An 18,184-nucleotide genomic window follows, 5' to 3' on the forward strand; every position below is an offset into this window, starting at 1 on the left:
AGTTTATTCTGGACCATGCAACAGAAGCTACCTTTGCCTGATACTATTGATGGACTTTTGTCAATGCGTAACTCCTAATATCAACGAAATTTGGTTCCTGGTGCGGGTTAGCCCTCTTGAAAGGATGTAGATAGTGGACATGCAAATTCTATCTATTCAAATGAATCAGGCTATTTAGGAGGCATCATGAGCGTCACTGATCAAATTACAGCTCTAGCTCAAACAATCCCGTCAATTATTGAGCATATCCAAACTGAAGCTGCAACTAGATCGGCATTAGTAGATCCGTTTATCCGAGCACTTGGCTATAATCCCAGCAATCCTTTAGAAGTGGTACCTGAATTTGGTGCAAACCTAGACGTTCCAGGAGTACCAAAGGATAAGCGCGTTGATTATGCAATCCTGAGTGACGGTAAGCCAATTATTCTCATTGAATGCAAGCATCATGACGTCAAGCTGGAATCTGGCTTGTCCCAACTATTCAATTACTACACACCGACTGAAGCCCGCATCGGTCTGCTCACAAACGGCTTGGTCTACAAGTTCTACGCAGATCTTGAGAAGCCTGGGGTCATGGACAAGAAGCCATATATGGTTCTTGACCTGCGAAACTTGCAAGAACCTTTATTGAAAGAACTGGGAGCACTTAGCAAAGCTTCCATAAACATAGATTTAGTAATTGATTCAGCAGTTCAGCTCAAATATTCCAATGGCATTAAAGCACTACTCAGACAACAGCTAGATGAGCCCCATGATAAGTTCATTCACTTTTTCTTCAAGGAGCTGTGTCCAGACAATCAATTTGTGGGCAAGCTCAAAAAAGATTTTCAGGAATATGTGCCCAGCGCTCTAAATTCATTCATTCGGGAAGAAATCGATAAACGCCTTGATCAGGTGTCTAGCCGAAGTGCTGCAACCGTTCCGACAGACATAGATGACAGCCCAGAACCCGAAGAAGACTACGAGCCTAAGTCCCATACTGTAGAAATTGAGACTACCCCAGAAGAGCTAGAGGGATACTATCTTGTTAAAGCAATCCTCCATGAAACAGTTGAGCCCGACCGGGTTATTTATCGAGATAAAAAAAGTTTCTTCAATATCCTTCTAGACAATGCTAATAAACCCTTGTGTCGTCTGTATTTCAACGACTTAAATAGGATGCGAATCGGGCTTTTCGACGCGGATGGTAGCTACTCCTGCGAAGAAAAGATCAACATCGATAACATTGATGAGATCTACCAATATGCATCTCGCATTAAGGCAACGGTACAGCATTGGTCAGAAAATCAAGACTAAGTGGTGGTACTGCAATTGCAGGGGTTGCCGTTCTTTCAGTTGGAACTGTTGGAGTTGCTATGGCTGGTACTTATGGTGGCTATCGTTTAGCGAAAGCAATGATGAACGATAAGGACAACAATTGAGGTCATTAAATCTTGATGTCAGACGATAAAACACCTGAGATTTTAGAAGCTGGTGCGGCCTGTGGAGCTGGAGCAGTTGGAGGAGCAATTGCAGCTAACACCATTGGCGGTATGGGGCTTGCCATTGGTGGTGGAGCCGTAGCGATCGGTGCTGCTCCCGTTATTGCGTTAGGGGGTGTAGTGGGTTTGGCTGGTTGGGCTGTGGCTCACCTGTTCTCTGGTGGAAGCCAGCAATATGGAATGCCCGGATTATACAAAGCGATTAAAGATGCTACCCCTGAGCAATTAGCAGAGTTGGCAAAGCTGCTAAATTCTCCGTCCAGTCATCCTGAACATATCTGGCATCACATAGCGAACTTGAGAAGTCCTCATAGAGGATGGAAGCAAACCGTTACGGATGTAGCCGATCACATTGGCCTGGATTGGGGCCAGCTCTCAAACGGTCGTCAATGGGCCGATATTCCTACATTTGAGATAGAGAAGGCGGTCACTCATCACCTGTTTGGCGATAGCGCAACCATGCCATCGCATCACGTCAGTACACCGATTATTGATGGTCTGTCGCTCAAATGGCGTCAGTTGGCTCTAGCGGTTGTTGGGGTGTCCCTGATTCGCTAGCTGTAATCTTCTCGTCACTATCGCTTTATGAATGATCTCCTAAGGAAACACTTTGCAGCGATGCCTCTGGAGTAGTTGACGTGGGACAGTGGATTGATGAGTTAAAAATGTATTGCTGATTGGTTGGGTTGGAGTGATAAGGACAGGACATGAAAGCCGCTGAGGTGCTGCGACTAATCGTATTTGTACTGTGCCGCCTGAACTGTGTGATGGACTCGACGCAGTACGCGGTAGAACACAAAGAAAAGCTTGGCAATAAAGGGCTTAAAGAGGTGACTCTAGAGAAAGTAATGTCTAAGATCTCAGTGAGGGTAGATCGCACTGCCCTCATTACCAACGCTGTCACTGGCAAAAACGATATGCGTGGCATCAAACGCCCACAGTTCAATCAATTGGAGGCAGTTTGATGTACGTAGAAGAATTTAACTCCGGTCGATGGATTCAGCAGTATCAATACAAAAGTTTCGCTCCCACCTTAATCAACCAAGAATGGCAGTGGCGCGATCCGCAAGTTAACACATTGCTAGAGCAAGCCTCGCGCGCCCTTGCAGAATTGAGCGCTTTTTCCCAAATCGTACCAGATGTCGATTACTCATAACACTGTATCTGGTTGACAAAGGCTTACTCAACAAACCAGCTCTTTACTTGTCCGATTTCTTTGAGCGTCATAGAGGTGCGTATTACGATGCTTTAACTGTAGTTCGTAGTTCAAACGATCTGATGCACTGGGTCAAATTTTTCTTAACCGCTGTGGTAGAAACTGCAACCAAGGGGAAGCGAACCTTTATCGAGATCATGCAACTCCGCAATGAAGTCGAAAATACAATTTTGACCTTTGGGAAGCGTGCTGAAAACGCGAAGAAGCTACTGCTACACCTTTATCAGCGTCCAGTTATTAGCGTGAATGAAACGGCTGAGATGCTTGACCTGAGCCATCAAAGCGCCTCAATCCTGATCAGAAAACTAGAGGAGAATAATATTCTGAGCGAAACGACAGGCTATCAACGAAACCGCCTTTATGTTTTCTTGCGTTACTTCAACTTATTCATGGAATAGCCACGTTGCCTTACATGTAGAAAGCCATATGTAACTTTGAGTGCAATTAAAGTTACATATGGCTATTTTGAAGCACTGAAAATTGACTCCCTTACATATGGAAAGTGTATGTAAGTTTACGAGCCTTAAGTTTACATATGAGCAATGCCCAGTCATTTCAGTAACTAAGAAGGAACCTCGGGGGACTCAATGTCCCCTTTTTTATTGGATGGTTTAGAGGTTACTGAAGAATTTACGGATTCAGCATACATTTGCACTACTCGACAGGCGTCAAGTTGCGGGTCGGGGTTTAAGAGGTAGCAGTGCTCAATAAAAGGCATGAAGTTATAACGTTAGTCATACTTAGCTCAGACAATTCGTATCGATTGAAAGCGTTAAGCTACAGCACCAATGTGACGAGCAAATGTCCTAATGCATCAGGACGTTTGCTATAAAAGTGACAAGCAAGGTTAGGCACAAAATGCGGGGTGATCGATGATGCAGGTATCTGAAACCCAATTGAGCCATCCACAGATGAGCAATCAGTTTTTTAGCCACCAACCCTTTAGTCCGTTAGAGAATAGTCTATTTGTTGGACTAATTGGGCTATTCTTGCTGCCGATCTGGCTATTTAAGTACTTACCATTGCAAGATGGCCCCATTCACGTCCACACTGCCAATGTTTTACACGGGTTTTTAACAAGTACCCCATCCATTTTTCAAGACTATTACATTACCAATTTACAACTGGCCCCTAACTGGACCACCCAGATCATATTGACGGGGCTGATGTTTATCACCTCCCCCATCATCGCCGAAAAACTGCTGTTATCACTGTATGTGCTGCTGCTGCCGGTTGCCGTTCGTTATGCCCTTAATGGGGTTAGAGCTAACGCATTTGCCCCTGCTTTTCTGGCGTTTTTGTCATTCCCTTTTTGTTACAACTTGATGTTTCACATGGGGTTTTATAACTTTGCCTACAGTCTGGTTATCTTTTTGTTTGTTATCGGTTACTGGCTAAGGCATCGGCGTCATTTTCGTCTGGCGCAAATGGGGATATTACTACTCTTGATTTTAGGGCTTTATTTTACCCACCTGTTTTCGTTTATTGTATTTGGCATTGTCGTGGGCGTGCTTAATCTCTTTCAGGGTATACATATTTTACTGACACCCCGCCGAGATACCCTGATTCTCCTAAAGCAGCTGGTTGTAAAAACAACGTTACCTACCCTGGTCGCCCTGTTGCCTGCTGGCGTGATTTGTCTTCAGTTTCTCGGCCAAACCTCTGTGGGGTCTAGGGGGCCTAGATGGACGGCCTCAATGTTCGACAACCTGCGCTTGGGGAGTATACTCACCCTGAGTTCTCTGGTGTCTTACAACTGGCTTGAGCTGGTTTTTGCGATCGCAATCATTAGCCTGCTATTGGCCTTAGCTAGCTACCAGCTCCTGCAAAAATTCCCCCATTTTCACCTTAATGATAGGGATGGGTTACTAGTAGTCACCATTGTTTTGGTAGGGGTCTATCTGCTAGCCCCCAAAACCCTCTCTGGCAGCGTCACCATTAAAGATAGACTCCTGCTCTACCCAGTTTTAACCGGAATGCTGTGGCTAGCCGCAGGGAATTACCCAGGGTTTGTTCGTCAAGGGATGAAGTGGCTGCTAGTCGCCATATCCTCAGCGATGTTAATCCTTCAGACCCACACCTATGCCTATTTCAATGACTACTTAACCGAATATATCTCTACAGCCCCTTTGATTGAGCAAAACGCCACCCTACTAGCAATTAATTTCCCCACACCTAAAGACGCCTTGAGCAGGACAGCAGATGAGCCTGCCCTGTGGCGACCGCCAACGTTTGTGCGCCCCTGGCAAATTAATCTCTTTATCAATGCTTCTGGATATACAGCGGTAGAAAGACAAGCCGTATTAATCAACAACTATCAGGCCAATGAAGACTATTTCCCCGTCAATTTTCGACCTGAGCTGAATCCATTTGAAATTTTGGCAGCAGATGATTGGGAGCTGGGCCGTCAGACCTCTGTTGATATCCTAGGATATTCAGATATAACAGGTCGTCCCATCGATTATGTTTCGATTTGGCGCACCTCTGATTTGCCGCTTCAAGAAGAAGGGGCACAGGCAATTTTTCAGCAGCTTTTTAGCGCATACGATCTGATTTATACCTCGCCTCAGCGGGGATATGCCCAGCTCTATCGTCGTAAGGGTTTTCAGATATCTGCCCCATAGTGCTTTCTAGGCATAACTTTTTTGGGCGGCAGAGCCGCTGGGGATACTCCCAGCCGAAGTCTGGGAGCTAGGTGTCAAAAGAGGCCGAGCTGCTGGGGTGGTGCTTCAATCAATGACCAGGGTAGAGGCGGAACATTAATGCCAGCTTTTTCTAGCTGCTCTTGAAAATAACGGGCAATGGTAGGTGACTTTGCCTCTGTGGGACAGTGCACAAAAAAGTACACCGATACCCCCTGGGCTAACCATTCACCCACACGGTCTACCCAACCGGCTAAAAAATCACGATTGCGGTCCAGCTCAGGATGGCTAATATACCGTACCAGCACAAAGTTCGTTGTCGCCATTGGCAACAGAGGAACCCGAGGTTTCTTCCGTTCTGATCGCAATTGCGGATCCTCTGCCGGATTGCTCCAGATGAAAATGGGTCGCGTATCCAACAACACCCGCCCCACACCAAAGTTCGTCAACAGCGCATCCAATCGGTCTGCATAAGGAGGCTTAAACCAATCTAAATGGCGTACCTCTAACGCCAATGGACTTGACTCATGGGGCCAGCCTGCAACAAACTTTTCCAAGTCAGCAAACGACGCAGGACTGTATCGAGGGGGCAACTGAGCAAAAATCGGTCCTAGGCTTGGTCCCAGCCTCTGCATTAGTTTTAGAAAATCCAACGCCTGCGGCAACTGCGGCATCAGCGCCCCCTCATGGGTCACCATGCGCGGTAGTTTGGGACAAAAGCGAAATGTATCAGGGGTATTCTCAGACCAGCGCTGCACTATCTCCAGTGAGGGAATGGAATAAAAGGTGGTGTTGCCCTCCACGCAAGTCATGCGCTGACCATATAAACGCAAAAAATCGGTGGCACGACTGCCCTGCGGATAAAAATCTCCGAGCCATTCTTTATAGGCCCATACGGCACAGCCGATGCGAAACTCTGACAATTTTTTTATCCCCAAAGGCGTTTAATCCCAAATGGTGGGCCGTACCCACCCTACGAAGCGGTTTGGATTAAAAGAGGATCGAGCTGGCCCTTACTGTCAAGAGCATAGAGGTCATCACAACCACCCACATGACGATTATTGATAAAAATCTGAGGCACGCTACGCCGCTGATTTGATCGGGCTGCCATCGTGGCACGAGCAGCCTCATCGCCATCAATTTTATATTCCGTAAAATTAACTCCTTTCCACCACAGCAGCAGTTTGGCACGAATACAGTAGGGGCAAATCTGCCATGTGTAAATCTCTACATTCGCTTTGACTGAGTCAGGCTTACGACCTAGCAAACGGTTAAGAAATTGCATGGATATATGTAGGGTTTAGCGTAGGGGGTCAGTGCCGGGTTCACAGCACCCGTTCTTTCATGGTAATTCTTTTTTTACAGGACTTAGATCGCTATCAAGCTAAACAAAAAATTGATACAGAATAGATCAGTACTGGGATATGAACTTAAACACGACTTGGGCATGATCATCATCACAACCCAGATCCAATACCCCTGGCACAATTAGGTCATTAAGGAATAACGCTTACTGCGGCTCCCATTTCGATGGGAGCCCTTTTTGTATTTGTATCTTATGAACTTAAACACAACTCGGGCATGATCATCATCACAACCCAGATTCAATACCCCTGGCACAATTAGGTCATTAAGGAATAACGCTTACTGCGGCTCCCATTTCGGTGGGAGCCCTTTTTGTATATGCCGTTTATTTTGCCCAGCATTTTCCATCGAGCAGCACTTCAATATCCCCACTGATGGCATCAGTTCAGGACTTTTTTCTCCATACGTCAAATTCTTGACAAGCAGGTTGACCAATCTTCGATAGGCTAAGGGCTGCCCTGATTGGAATCAGCCTATGCTCAATAGCAGCCACAGTGTTGCGGCAGCGCTGGCCCAGCGCGATCCTCAAATCATCGCATCGCTCATGCCTAAGTGGGAGTGGGCGTACGATCATTATTTCCAAACTCGCACAGATGGTTGGCACCATGTGCCCAAGCAGGCGCTTTTTGTGGGGTCTCATAATGGCGGATTGGCCGCCCCCGACCTAGTCATGCTGATGGTGGACTGGTTTCGCCGATTTGGCTATGAACGCCCGATATACGGTCTGATGCATGCCAAAATCTGGCAGGTCAATACGGACTTAGCCAAGCTAGCAAGTCAGTGTGGTGCGGTGCCTGCTCAACCAAAGTTTGCGATCGCAGCTCTCCAGCGCGGAGCCAGCGTCCTCGTCTTTCCCGGTGGAGCCCAAGACGTCTTCCGTCCCTATCACCAGCGTCACAAAATCCAGCTGATGGAACGCACTGGCTTTATCAAATTGGCCCTCAGAGAGAATGTCCCCATTGTCCCTATCATCTCCCGAGGAGCCCACGAAAGCTTTATCGTCCTGGACAACTGTTACGAACACGCCAAATGGCTAAACCAACAAGGGTTACTACCTTGGTTTAAAGGCATCGATCCAGAAGTATTTCCCATCTATCTAGGTCTACCTTGGGGACTAGCCATTGGCCCCTTACCCCATATCCCATGGCCACAGAAAATTTATACACGGGTATGCGCTCCTATCAGGTTTGAACACATGGGCCGTGATGCAGCCAAGGATAATGCCTATGTAAAACAGTGCTACAAGCAGGTTGTTGATCAAATGCAAACAGCCCTCGATCAGCTGGTAGCCTCTACATAAGCCTAAAGAATCCAGTCCATACTACTCACAACTACTCGGCGGTAGCACCGACCCCGCATTAATTTTCGAGAAATCATTCAGCTCCAGGGTAGCACTGCTGTAGTAGCGTTCGCCCTCATCACCACGGGTACGACGCACCCGCAAAAATTTAGCAGGTCCCCAAGCCATAAAGTCTTCGGCCAGGTCGCGGGCCACTCCATTATCGGGGTAAGCTTGACCACTAACCGTGTTGCCACTAACGCGACCGATGACGCATATCGCCTCTCCATCGATATAGCTATAGGAGCCGATAATCTCATCCCCCGTCTTACGAAAGATAAACAGGACCCCACCGCGATTGAGCAATTCTTGATCCGAATAAACCCGATCAACAGCAGCAGGACCTGACACATAACGATAGTTACCATCAGCCAGCCCCGCAATCGTGTCATAGAACGTCGGCGTTGTAGAGCTCCCCGTCGAACCACGAGGACCATCATCCCCCAGTACCGGTAAGTCTGAACTAGGACTACGACTGCTGGGATTACCACTCAGGTCCGGTAGCTCTGCTGACGCCGCCGGACGCTGCGGAGAACGTTCCGAGCCAACGCGAGCAGGTTTAGGACGGGTCGATCCAGGCCTAGCTGCAACAGCCTCAGCCCGACAAATCAAGGTTGCATTAACTGGGGCAAATCCATCTGGGTCATTAAATCCCACCAGCCGCTGGTAATAATTGGGGCTATTGAGCAGTAGCTGACGCACAGCATCAATAGAGCGATTTGGAAAAACCAGCGATCGCTCCGTAGTTAATACAGCCTCCGCTGGTCCAGGTACCACAGCACCAAACTGCTCATACCCCACTTCGGTCGACCCATCGGTTTCTGTCAGAGTGATAAAGGTCCTCATCCCTAAAGGATTGGGAATCCCAGTACTTGGGTCATAGCTACAAACAATCGGAGGACTAGCCTGAGCCCATACAGGTTGCTTGACAGCATCTTTGCCTGTAATGATGACAGCGACTGCAGCCAATACGAACGGGAATACATGCTGATAGCGACCAACCATGGACAATAGCTCGTTATATAACAACTAATTAGATTAAACCCTGTTCACATCCAGAGATACTGCTTTTTTCAAAGGAAAACCCTAACTTACACGTAGATAGGATTGAGAGCTTAAAAGAATTCTATGGGTTAGAGGACTCCTACCAACCTTCAACAGACAATATGAGTGCATCAGGTGTGCAGCGTTCAATGTGCAGCGTTCAGTGTAGAAACCCTGGGAACCAGACCCGAAAATCTAGCGCTCACTGAGAAGTATGCCCCTGTTGTCTGAACGCTAGGCTGTCCAGCCATCACATTTTCTAAATCACTCCAGCCCCGGCCATCAACCATGAAGCTTGCTAACCGTTTTGAAGTACTGGCTATTTTAGATCAGGGTGGTTACGGAATTACCTACCGGGCAATCGATCATCACCAGCCCAGTAAGCCCGCTTGCGTGATTAAGGAACTCATTCATACAAGCCCCAAAATTCTAAAAAGGTTTCGGCAGGAAGCTAGCATCCTAGAGAAAATTGGGCTACACTCCCACATTCCTCAGTTACTGGCCTACTTCGATGAAGGCAACAAGTTTTACATTGCTCAGGAGCTGATTCATGGCCATGACCTGAGTCAAGAAATCAAAGCGGGCAAACCCCTGGATGAAGGCTATGTCATCAAATTACTTAAAGATGTTCTCAAGGTCCTCGCCTTTGTCCATCAGCACCGCATGATTCATCGCGATATTAAGCCTGCCAATCTGATCCGACAGACGAGTAACGGTGACATTTTTTTGATCGACTTTGGCGTAGTCAAGGAACTCAGCCATAGCCAGATAGATAGAAATGGTCAGATGACAGCCACAGTCAATGTCGGTACCGTTGGCTATATCGCCCCTGAACAAGCACGGGGCAAGCCTTGTTATGCCAGCGACTTATACTCCGTTGGCATGGTTGCGATCGCAGCACTGATGGATATGTCTCCACAGCGTTTAGCAAGTCAGCCCTTGCCCCAAAACATGAAGTGGTCCAGTGCGAATCTGAGTCCCCCTCTGGAAACATTTATCAAAAGACTGATCAATCCCAATCCCGACAAACGCTACCCAACTGCGACAGAAGCCTTCATCGCCCTTGAGCGCATCATCAATAGCATCCAAGTCGGACAAGACAGCTCCCTACCCACCCATGTCGCCGCCAAAGGCCCAAGGCCCGTCGACATAACCCGCACCAATACCCAAACTGCCACCCTGATCCCAACCAGCCTAATCTTGAAAGTGATCGGCTACATCACAGTCGCTTTAATGATGCTGGGGTTTGGCGTCAAGGGCTATCAATGGACAGCCCGTGCGCTCAGTGATCGCTGGGATGCCGTCAAAGCTGCCACTGCCCCCCAAGGCTATCAAGCTGCCAAATCAAGAGAATTAGTAGGCCTATTAGACGACGGTAGTATCCAAGCTAGGCCTGAAACTGTAGACGCCTTTTGGGATATGGTTGCCGCCGCCAAAAACGAAGGGGTCGAGTTATTACCCCTGGCAGGATACATTTCTCTAGCCGATCAACGGAGAGATCTCACGGGAGAAACCGATGTCAATATCCAACAATGGTTAAAACGAAGTGATTATCACACAGGCTATGCTATTGCCATCGGTGACAAAAATGCTGACGAGAGTACCGACTGGGATCCAAGCTTTGCGCAAACAGATGGCTATCGATGGCTCAGGCGATATGCCAAAAATCACGGTTTTGAGCTGTCATACCCCCAAGGCAATCCTGCTGGAAATCAGGAACCCTGGCATTGGCGCTATAGCGAAGGGATAAGAAATTAAGGACGCTGTATCAAGGAGATAGGAGTCTATCTCCTCAGTAGGATCTAACCTTAAGAGTATTGCTTTTAGGCCAGCAACACTCTTAGGGCATAATGCTCAACATTAAAAGCTTCTCATAAAACAAGATTCAACATATAGTTTGTTGCGGGTATAGTTTGTTACAGCGGCAAAACGATTAGACTACAAAGCCCTTTCCAGACTTACGTTACACGCAGAGATAAAACACAAAGATCGCATAAAGATTACGTGGCTAAAGCGCTTTAAATTATGACATCTCGCTTTAATAAAGAAGAATCAAGCATCTAAATGAGAGCTACATTACCAAAGGTTTATATACGCCTTAGCTGCTCTATATAATTTCATATACTTCAAAGGTTATGAGAGACTTTTCTCGACGACAAAGTTATTGGAACACTAATATCACGACTATTCAATTATTATTGACAGTTTGGGCAACAGTATCCTTAGTCTGCAGCATTCTGATTGTAGACCTGCTGAATCAGATTCAGTTTTTTGGTCTTCCCCTAGGGTTTTGGATAGCTCAGCAAGGGTCAATCCTCACATTTGTGGGATTAACTTTTTTATATGCCTCTGAAATGGATACCCTCGATCAGCGCTATCGCTCCCGTCAAGGTGAGTCAGAGCCCAAAGCTGTTTCTAAACAGGAAATAGGAGAATAGCAATATGCCAACTGAGGTTTGGACCGGACTATTTGTTGGCGCTTCAATCCTAATGTATCTCTACATTGGATGGAGTTCTCGTGTTTCCGACAGTAAAGGTTTTTTTGTAGCTGGTCAGGGGATATCTGCCATCGCTAACGGGGCTGCTACTGCAGCAGACTGGATGTCAGCGGCATCATTTCTTTCCATGGCGGGTTTGATCTCGTTTCTAGGCTATGATGGCTCGATCTATTTAATTGGTTGGACCGGAGGATATGTTCTCCTCGCGTTGTTTCTAGTCCCATATTTACGCAAGTTCGGCAAGTATACAGTGCCCGACTTTATTGGTGAGCGCTACTATTCCAATTGGGCAAGACTAGTGGCTGTAGTCGCAGCTATTTTTATATCTCTCACCTACATTGCTGGCCAGATGAGAGGGGTGGGCATTGTTTTTAGCCGATTTTTACAAGTCGATGTCAATACTGGTGTGATTATTGGCATGATTATTGTGGGCTTTTTTGCTGTCTTGGGAGGGATGAAGGGCATCACCTGGACACAAGTGGTTCAATATTACGTGCTGATCATGGCTTACCTGATTCCGGCTATTGCCATGGCCATGCTGCTCACTGGTAATCCAATTCCCCAATTCGCCATGACCTTTGGCGATATCAGTACTAAGTTGAATCAAATTCAGGTGGATTTAGGATTTGCAGAGTATACCCAAGCCTTTGCGAACAAATCCATGCTAGATGTTCTAGCTATTACCACTGCACTCATGGTGGGCACAGCAGGGCTACCCCACGTTATCGTACGATTTTATACAGTGAAGGATGTGCGTTCAGCAAGGTTCTCAGCGGGTTGGGCGCTGTTATTTATCGCGTTGCTTTACACCACCGCTCCAGCCCTGTCGATGTTTGCTCGTTACAATCTGGTGAATACACTGCACAATGCAACGATCGAAGAAGTACAACAACTTAACTGGGTACAGAAGTGGGAGAAGACTGGCCTGCTAGCCTTTGAAGATAAAAATCAGGATAATCGCCTACAGCTAACTCCCGACGAAACGAGTAATGAAATTAGTATTGATAGTGACATTATCGTACTCTCCACTCCAGAAATTGCAAACTTAGATCCTTGGGTGGTGGCATTAGTGGCAGCTGGGGGAATAGCGGCGGCTTTATCAACGGCATCGGGCCTACTACTGGTCATTTCCAGCTCAATCGCCCATGATGTCTATTACCGGATCATCGATCCAGGTGCCTCTGAACGTAAACGAGTGTTTGTGGGTCGGGTGATGATTGCCTTTGCCCTGGCGATCTCCAGCTACTTTGGCATGAACCCACCAGGATTTGTCGGTCAGGTGGTGGCCTTTGCATTTGGTTTGGCTGCAGCCAGCTTTTTCCCGATAATTATGTTGGGCATTTTTGATCAGCGCACCAATCGTGAAGGTGCCATTTCAGGCATGCTCGTCGGTCTAGTTTTCACATCTTTCTATATCATTGGCGTGAAATTCTTTGACATGCCTACCTGGTGCTTCGACATTTCAGCTGAAGGTATCGGCACTTTGGGCATGATATTAAACTTTGTGGTCACCCTAGTAGTATCGAGGGTAACGCCACCCCCACCGCCTGAAATCCAAGAATTGGTAGAGGATTTAAGAGTCCCTGAAGACATTGTTACTGAGGAGCCTAACTTGGCTGCTTAATGCATGTTTCTCAGCTTAAAAGTGGTTCCCAAAGAATCTTTTGGGAACCACTTTTTCATGCAAGCAAGGACAATGAACAGATAACTTTACCCACATCAGTAGGCCGCCAGATACAAGGATTATGCATGGGATTGTCAAGACTTTCCTTGACAATCCTACTTTTTTATATCTAGCCATAGAAAGGTGTCCGTCAACAGGGTTTGTTGGCCAACAATATGAAAAATCGCGTCATAACTCACAGACAACTCGAAAGCCAAAGGAATTACTACGGCCTGTTTGGCTATTTTTATCGCGGGCTGCAGAACGACAGTAAGGGATGTCGTTAAACCATGATCCACCACGCATCACCTTAGAGGATTGAGAGTTGCCAGAGGTCCAGCGGTTAGCATCCGTGGGGGCACCTTTATAACTGTCGTGATAATCGTCAGAACACCACTCATAAACATTGCCATGCATGTTATATAGGCCAAAGGCATTCGGCCAAAAGCTATCAGCAGCCACCGGTGTATTACGATAGTTCTCCTCAAAGTTTTCAGTAAAAGAGAAATCCGCAAAGAAATTGGCAATTTCTGTTGTTAGGGTCTCTCCAAAACAAAAAGAGGTTGTTGTTCCAGCCCGACAGGCATACTCCCACTCAGCTTCACTGGGCAGTCGATAGGTGCGGCTTGTGCTCTCACTCAGCTGCTGACAAAAAGCATCAGCCTCTTGCCAGGAGATCTGCTCGACCGGAAGATCGGCCCCATCTTGTCCCTCATCATCCGTAAAGTAAGACGGATTATTGCCCGTAACTACCTCGTACTGTTGCTGGGTAATCACAAAGGCTCCCATATAAAAACTTGGGACCTGAATCGTACGCTGAGGTCCCTCTTTTGCCTCACGCTGGGGTTCAGTCGATGGAGAGCCCATGAGAAACTCCCCAGCTGGAATCTTTACCATGCGTAAGGGCAATGCTTTACGTAACTGAGATCGCAACAATGGCTCATCAAAATAGGCAATTTTGACCGAGGGTTCAGCCAGGATCTGCCCCTCAGTATCTACTTGCACAGTTTTCAAAGTTCGATTTTTGAGGGGTTCGCCAGTGGGGGCAATTAGCTGACTGGAGGCACTCTTACATCCGGTAGTCACCATAGCGGTAGCTGTAGACACTCCTAAAAACTTAAGGGCTTTGCGCCGCGAGCATTGATAAGTTAGGCTCTGGCTGGTCAAGAGAGCCTGCTGCGAACGGACACGATCGTTGACCAGATAATTCGCACCCACAGTGCCTAGCTTTTTGATGACCCGATAACGACTGCCTACCATAAATTCCTTAATTAAGGACACCCTCGTCAGTTATCCTATACCAGGTAATTTGCCACGATTCTTGCAAAGACTACATGCGCAGTCAGAAAAAATTCAAAACCCAATGTATTTGTAAAGTTTTACAAATACATTGATAGCCAAGCTCATCCTTGGAACTGTTTAGCGTAGAAGCTGGCATAGCGCCCCGCTTGCTGCAGAAGCTCACCATGGGTGCCGGATTCGATGATGCGCCCTTTTTCCATGACCAGGATGAGATCGCAACTCCGCACCGTCGCCAATCGATGGGCAATGACAAACACTGTCCGTCCTTGCATCAGTCGATCGAGGGCTTCCTGCACTAGCGCTTCTGACTCCGCATCCAGAGCAGAAGTTGCCTCATCCAAGATCAAAATTTTGGGATCAAAGAGAACGGCTCGTGCGATCGCAATTCGCTGCCGCTGTCCCCCCGATAAATTTACCCCCCGCTCTCCCACCCAAGTGTGGTAGCCCTGGGAAAACTGGCTAATAAATCCATGGGCGTTAGCAACCCGTGCTGCCGCCGCCACCGCTGACATATCCAGGTCCTTTTGACCAAAGGCAATATTCTCGGCAATCGTGCCTGAAAACAAGATATTCTCCTGGGGCACAATGCCAATCTGACGCCGCAGGCTTTGCAATGTCACATGACGAATATTCACGCCATCAATCAGAATCTCTCCGGTGGCCACCTCATAAAAACGAGGTAACAGATTAACTAATGTGGTTTTACCCGCTCCGGAGAGCCCCACTAACGCAATTGTCTGCCCTGGCTGGGCTGTTAGACTAACTTGCTGTAGGACAGGTTGATCAACCTCATAGGCAAAACTCACATCCCGATAGTCTACCCGTCCAGTCACCACCGGCATCAGTTTCGCATCGGTGGCATCCTGCACCAAGGGTTTAATCTGCAAAAGCTCCAGCACTCGATCAACCGAGGCTTCCCCCTGCTTAAACTCATTAAAGTTTTGAATCACATGGTTGACCGGGTCAATCAGCAGTAATGCATTAATCACATAGGTGCCAAAGCCCTCCCGCTCCAGGTTGCCAAGACTAATCTGCCAGGTACCCACCAGTAGCAAAACCACAATCATGCCTGCATAGAGAAAGCCCACCACAGGAAATTGCACTGCCTGCAGCCAGGCCACCGAGTAGCGCGCATCCCGATTATTGGCTGACGCCTGGGAAAAGCGATCAACCTCATAGTCTTCTGCGGCAAAGGCTTGCACTAGACGAATGCCGCTGAAAACCTCCGCCACTTGGGAGGAAAGATCAGCCACCTTATCCTGGCTACGACGAGCGGCGGAGAGCATCTTCTCACCAAACCAACCAGACAACACGGCTAACAGCGGAATTAAAATCAGCGCCGTTGCCGTCAGCTGCCAGTTGAGATAGATCATGTAGCCAAACACAACCACCAGCTGTAGCGCCGAGGGTACAAAGTCGTGGAATAGCTTATAGACCACTTCCCCAATCCGATCCACATCTTCGGTGAGGCGATAGGCCAGATCACCAGTTTTCGTCTGCTCAAAATAGGACAGGCTCAGGGTTTGGAGATGGCCGTAGACACGAGTGCGCAGTTGGTGAGCAACTCGGAAGGCGGCCTTGGCCATCAGCGAGTCTTGACCATACTGGGCAACTTTTTGGATCAGTAATCCGATTAGGGTAATGGCAGCAACTTTACCAAAGGCGGTAACCTGCCCCTGGACCAGGCTGGAAATGGCCAGACCACCGAGCTTGGCAAGAATCGGCCAATAAATAGTGAAGACCAGGGTGCAGACAAAGGCGGGAATCAGTATTGCCTGCTGACGATGAATATAGGGCAGCAGCTGCCAATAATTGGGGCGATTATCCAAGGTGAAGTGATCTGATCGGCGTTGCATGGAATTACGCTACCAGGTTTTCCTCCCCTGCTTCCGATACCCTACGTTCATGGTTAAATGTGGACGCAAAGCACCACCTGCGTAGTACTATGCCCACCGTTATCGTTGCCACTGGAAATCCTGGAAAATTGAAGGAAATGCAAGTCTATCTGACGCCTCTGGGTTGGGATCTACAGCTAAAACCCGAGGAAATTGATGTGGATGAGACGGGAACGACATTTATAGAGAATGCACGGCTGAAAGCAAGGGAAGTTGCGATCGCAACCAACCAATGGGCGATCGCCGACGATTCTGGCCTCCAAATCGATGCTCTAGATGGTGCACCAGGCCTCTACTCGGCCCGCTATGGCACAGATGACCAAGACCGCATTAACCGTGTGCTGCGAGAACTCAAGGACACCCAAGATCGCAGTGCCCAGTTTGTCTGTGCCCTGGCCCTGGCCCGTCCCGATGGCACCATCGCCCTCGAAACCGAAGGCATCTGCCCTGGAAAAATCCTCATTGCACCTCAGGGGCATAACGGCTTTGGCTATGATCCCATTTTTTACGTCCCCAGCCAGGGCAAAACCTTTGCCGAAATGAGCGACACCCAGAAAGAAACCCATAGCCATCGGGGTATCGCCTTTGCCCAAATCATGAAGGAACTAAACCATCTAGAGTTGGCCTAGACAAGGCTGCCATAAAAAAACTGCCCCATCATAGAGGCAGCTTAAATGAGTAATTCGATAACTTTTCTGTACAAATCAGGCTTTATTCGCCGTTGCCAAACATTTCTTGAACCTGACCTAATGCAGCTTGAAAGATGTTGAAGCCAGCCCAGCCCGCAGCTAGGGCAATGGGAGCAAGCACAGCTACAACCCGGAAATCAATGTCCATTACCGAACCTCCTGCGGAGAAAAACGTTTTAATAAATACTTAGACATAATATTCTCATAAACCATGTCGAAGTTGAAACCAATAGTTGCCTCTACAGCAAAATTTCAATTCTGGATCAGGATTCATAATCAATTTTTACCATTTACACTATGACCAAACGTCCTGTCGCAGCCGTTACCGGAGCTTCTAGCGGTATTGGTACTGCCATTGCCACTCGCCTGGCTGCAGATGGCTATGACCTAGCCTTATGTGCTCGTCGCCAGCAGCGTCTAACGGATTTGGCGAGCAAGCTATCCCAGGAATACGACATTGAAGTATTGACCCACACTGTTGATCTAAGAGATGAGGCCAAGATTTTAGAGTGGTTTAGCGCGATCGCAACTCGCTTCAAGGGCCTCGATGTCCTCGTCAATAATGCCGGTCTTGGCTATAAAGAATCCCTCACCAGTGGGACAACCGACAAGTGGCGAGAAACCCTGGATGTCAACGTAATTGCCCTTTGCATCTGCACCCGCGAAGCGATCAAACTCATGCGCGACTTCGGTAAAGATCAAGGCCATGTCGTCCACATCAGCTCCATGTCAGGGCATCGGGTCCCCGGCAGCGGTATGTATTCTGCCTCGAAATTTGCGGTCCGGGCCTTAACAGAAGGCCTACGTCAAGAATTACGAGCCGCTAACAGCGCCATTCGCATCTCAGCCATTAGCCCTGGTTTCGTTGAAACGGAGTTCGCTGAAAAGTACTCCGGTAGTCTTGAACAGGCCCATCAAGTCTACAGCCAATTTCCCATCCTGCAGCCCCAAGACATTGCTAATGCCATTGGCTACGTTCTGAGTCAGCCAGACTATGTGCAGGTCCATGACATTCTGGTACGTCCCACTCAGCAAAGCAGTTGATGCCTC

General features: G+C 47.9%; 18 protein-coding genes. 12 read left to right on the plus strand and 6 right to left on the minus strand.

Going from position 1 to position 18,184, the window contains the following annotated elements; genetic code table 11:
- Positions 1-186 precede the first annotated feature (186 nt).
- From IXB50_RS01495 to IXB50_RS01520, 6 genes are all read left to right on the plus strand, one after another.
- Positions 187-1,296 (plus strand): type I restriction endonuclease, encoded by a 1,110-nt coding sequence (locus IXB50_RS01495; protein ID WP_215607171.1) that lies wholly within the window; start codon positions 187-189, stop codon positions 1,294-1,296.
- A 140-nt stretch (positions 1,297-1,436) separates the two neighbouring features.
- The gene (locus IXB50_RS01500) at positions 1,437-2,039 is read left to right on the plus strand and encodes a hypothetical protein (RefSeq protein WP_215607172.1); all 603 of its coding nucleotides are present in this window, start codon (positions 1,437-1,439) and stop codon (positions 2,037-2,039) included.
- A gap of 149 nt (positions 2,040-2,188) precedes the next feature.
- Positions 2,189-2,446 carry a hypothetical protein gene (locus tag IXB50_RS01505; RefSeq protein WP_215607173.1) on the plus strand — a complete coding sequence of 86 codons (258 nt, stop codon included), beginning with the start codon at positions 2,189-2,191 and terminating at the stop codon, positions 2,444-2,446.
- Positions 2,446-2,637, plus strand: a complete 192-nt coding sequence (locus IXB50_RS01510) for a hypothetical protein (RefSeq protein ID WP_215607174.1) — start codon at positions 2,446-2,448, stop codon at positions 2,635-2,637. Before IXB50_RS01505 ends, IXB50_RS01510 begins: the two co-directional genes overlap by 1 nt.
- A gap of 47 nt (positions 2,638-2,684) precedes the next feature.
- Positions 2,685-3,095: a Fic family protein gene (locus IXB50_RS01515; protein ID WP_215607175.1), complete on the plus strand. Its 411-nt coding sequence runs from the start codon at positions 2,685-2,687 to the stop codon at positions 3,093-3,095.
- Positions 3,096-3,569: 474 nt separating this feature from the next.
- Positions 3,570-5,321 (plus strand): hypothetical protein, encoded by a 1,752-nt coding sequence (locus tag IXB50_RS01520; protein ID WP_215607176.1) that lies wholly within the window; start codon positions 3,570-3,572, stop codon positions 5,319-5,321.
- A gap of 74 nt (positions 5,322-5,395) precedes the next feature.
- On the opposite strand, the gene IXB50_RS01525 is transcribed toward IXB50_RS01520, so the two are convergent.
- On the minus strand, positions 5,396-6,262 hold the full coding sequence (locus IXB50_RS01525) for a DUF72 domain-containing protein (protein WP_215607177.1): 867 nt from the start codon (positions 6,260-6,262) through the stop codon (positions 5,396-5,398).
- 50 nt (positions 6,263-6,312) lie between these two features.
- Entirely contained in the window at positions 6,313-6,624 is a 312-nt protein-coding gene (grxC, locus tag IXB50_RS01530) for a glutaredoxin 3 (protein WP_215607178.1), read from the minus strand.
- Between the two features lie 555 nt (positions 6,625-7,179).
- On the opposite strand from grxC, the gene IXB50_RS01535 reads away from it, so the two are divergent.
- Complete coding sequence (locus IXB50_RS01535) at positions 7,180-8,004, plus strand: lysophospholipid acyltransferase family protein (RefSeq protein WP_215607179.1); 825 nt, start codon at positions 7,180-7,182, stop codon at positions 8,002-8,004.
- Positions 8,005-8,025: 21 nt separating this feature from the next.
- On the opposite strand, the gene IXB50_RS01540 is transcribed toward IXB50_RS01535, so the two are convergent.
- Complete coding sequence (locus IXB50_RS01540) at positions 8,026-9,048, minus strand: hypothetical protein (RefSeq protein WP_215607180.1); 1,023 nt, start codon at positions 9,046-9,048, stop codon at positions 8,026-8,028.
- A gap of 327 nt (positions 9,049-9,375) precedes the next feature.
- On the opposite strand from IXB50_RS01540, the gene IXB50_RS01545 reads away from it, so the two are divergent.
- From IXB50_RS01545 to IXB50_RS01555, 3 genes are all read left to right on the plus strand, one after another.
- Positions 9,376-10,845 carry a protein kinase domain-containing protein gene (locus IXB50_RS01545; protein ID WP_215607181.1) on the plus strand — a complete coding sequence of 490 codons (1,470 nt, stop codon included), beginning with the start codon at positions 9,376-9,378 and terminating at the stop codon, positions 10,843-10,845.
- Between the two features lie 377 nt (positions 10,846-11,222).
- Positions 11,223-11,525 (plus strand): DUF4212 domain-containing protein, encoded by a 303-nt coding sequence (locus tag IXB50_RS01550; RefSeq protein ID WP_215607182.1) that lies wholly within the window; start codon positions 11,223-11,225, stop codon positions 11,523-11,525.
- A gap of 4 nt (positions 11,526-11,529) precedes the next feature.
- Positions 11,530-13,209 (plus strand): sodium:solute symporter family protein, encoded by a 1,680-nt coding sequence (locus IXB50_RS01555; protein ID WP_215607183.1) that lies wholly within the window; start codon positions 11,530-11,532, stop codon positions 13,207-13,209.
- A gap of 228 nt (positions 13,210-13,437) precedes the next feature.
- On the opposite strand, the gene IXB50_RS01560 is transcribed toward IXB50_RS01555, so the two are convergent.
- Positions 13,438-14,508, minus strand: a complete 1,071-nt coding sequence (locus tag IXB50_RS01560; protein ID WP_215607184.1) for a formylglycine-generating enzyme family protein — start codon at positions 14,506-14,508, stop codon at positions 13,438-13,440.
- Between the two features lie 143 nt (positions 14,509-14,651).
- Entirely contained in the window at positions 14,652-16,406 is a 1,755-nt protein-coding gene (locus IXB50_RS01565; protein WP_215607185.1) for an ABC transporter ATP-binding protein, read from the minus strand.
- 89 nt (positions 16,407-16,495) lie between these two features.
- Here IXB50_RS01565 and rdgB point away from each other — a divergent pair, with 89 nt between their 5' ends.
- Positions 16,496-17,074, plus strand: a complete 579-nt coding sequence (rdgB, locus tag IXB50_RS01570) for an RdgB/HAM1 family non-canonical purine NTP pyrophosphatase (RefSeq protein WP_215607186.1) — start codon at positions 16,496-16,498, stop codon at positions 17,072-17,074.
- Between the two features lie 82 nt (positions 17,075-17,156).
- On the opposite strand, the gene IXB50_RS01575 is transcribed toward rdgB, so the two are convergent.
- Complete coding sequence (locus IXB50_RS01575) at positions 17,157-17,282, minus strand: photosystem II protein Y (protein WP_215607187.1); 126 nt, start codon at positions 17,280-17,282, stop codon at positions 17,157-17,159.
- Positions 17,283-17,431: 149 nt separating this feature from the next.
- Between IXB50_RS01575 and IXB50_RS01580 the strand changes: the two genes are divergently transcribed.
- Positions 17,432-18,178: an SDR family NAD(P)-dependent oxidoreductase gene (locus tag IXB50_RS01580; protein WP_215607188.1), complete on the plus strand. Its 747-nt coding sequence runs from the start codon at positions 17,432-17,434 to the stop codon at positions 18,176-18,178.
- The last annotated feature ends 6 nt before the right edge of the window (positions 18,179-18,184 follow it).

The organism is Leptothoe spongobia TAU-MAC 1115 (assembly GCF_018739885.1).
Classification (GTDB): Bacteria; Cyanobacteriota; Cyanobacteriia; order Phormidesmidales; family Phormidesmidaceae; genus Leptothoe; species Leptothoe spongobia.

Bases quoted from the DNA above. Each gene is read 5' to 3' on its own strand.
- IXB50_RS01495 (WP_215607171.1), top strand. From the start codon at position 187: ATGAGCGTCACTGATCAAATTACAGCTCTAGCTCAAACAATCCCGTCA.
- IXB50_RS01500 (WP_215607172.1), top strand. From the start codon at position 1,437: ATGTCAGACGATAAAACACCTGAGATTTTAGAAGCTGGTGCGGCCTGT.
- IXB50_RS01505 (WP_215607173.1), top strand. From the start codon at position 2,189: ATGAAAGCCGCTGAGGTGCTGCGACTAATCGTATTTGTACTGTGCCGC.
- IXB50_RS01510 (WP_215607174.1), top strand. From the start codon at position 2,446: ATGTACGTAGAAGAATTTAACTCCGGTCGATGGATTCAGCAGTATCAA.
- IXB50_RS01520 (WP_215607176.1), top strand. From the start codon at position 3,570: ATGATGCAGGTATCTGAAACCCAATTGAGCCATCCACAGATGAGCAAT.
- grxC (WP_215607178.1), bottom strand. From the start codon at position 6,624: ATGCAATTTCTTAACCGTTTGCTAGGTCGTAAGCCTGACTCAGTCAAA.
- IXB50_RS01535 (WP_215607179.1), top strand. From the start codon at position 7,180: ATGCTCAATAGCAGCCACAGTGTTGCGGCAGCGCTGGCCCAGCGCGAT.
- IXB50_RS01540 (WP_215607180.1), bottom strand. From the start codon at position 9,048: ATGGTTGGTCGCTATCAGCATGTATTCCCGTTCGTATTGGCTGCAGTC.
- IXB50_RS01545 (WP_215607181.1), top strand. From the start codon at position 9,376: ATGAAGCTTGCTAACCGTTTTGAAGTACTGGCTATTTTAGATCAGGGT.
- IXB50_RS01550 (WP_215607182.1), top strand. From the start codon at position 11,223: ATGAGAGACTTTTCTCGACGACAAAGTTATTGGAACACTAATATCACG.
- IXB50_RS01555 (WP_215607183.1), top strand. From the start codon at position 11,530: ATGCCAACTGAGGTTTGGACCGGACTATTTGTTGGCGCTTCAATCCTA.
- IXB50_RS01560 (WP_215607184.1), bottom strand. From the start codon at position 14,508: ATGGTAGGCAGTCGTTATCGGGTCATCAAAAAGCTAGGCACTGTGGGT.
- IXB50_RS01565 (WP_215607185.1), bottom strand. From the start codon at position 16,406: ATGCAACGCCGATCAGATCACTTCACCTTGGATAATCGCCCCAATTAT.
- rdgB (WP_215607186.1), top strand. From the start codon at position 16,496: ATGCCCACCGTTATCGTTGCCACTGGAAATCCTGGAAAATTGAAGGAA.
- IXB50_RS01575 (WP_215607187.1), bottom strand. From the start codon at position 17,282: ATGGACATTGATTTCCGGGTTGTAGCTGTGCTTGCTCCCATTGCCCTA.
- IXB50_RS01580 (WP_215607188.1), top strand. From the start codon at position 17,432: ATGACCAAACGTCCTGTCGCAGCCGTTACCGGAGCTTCTAGCGGTATT.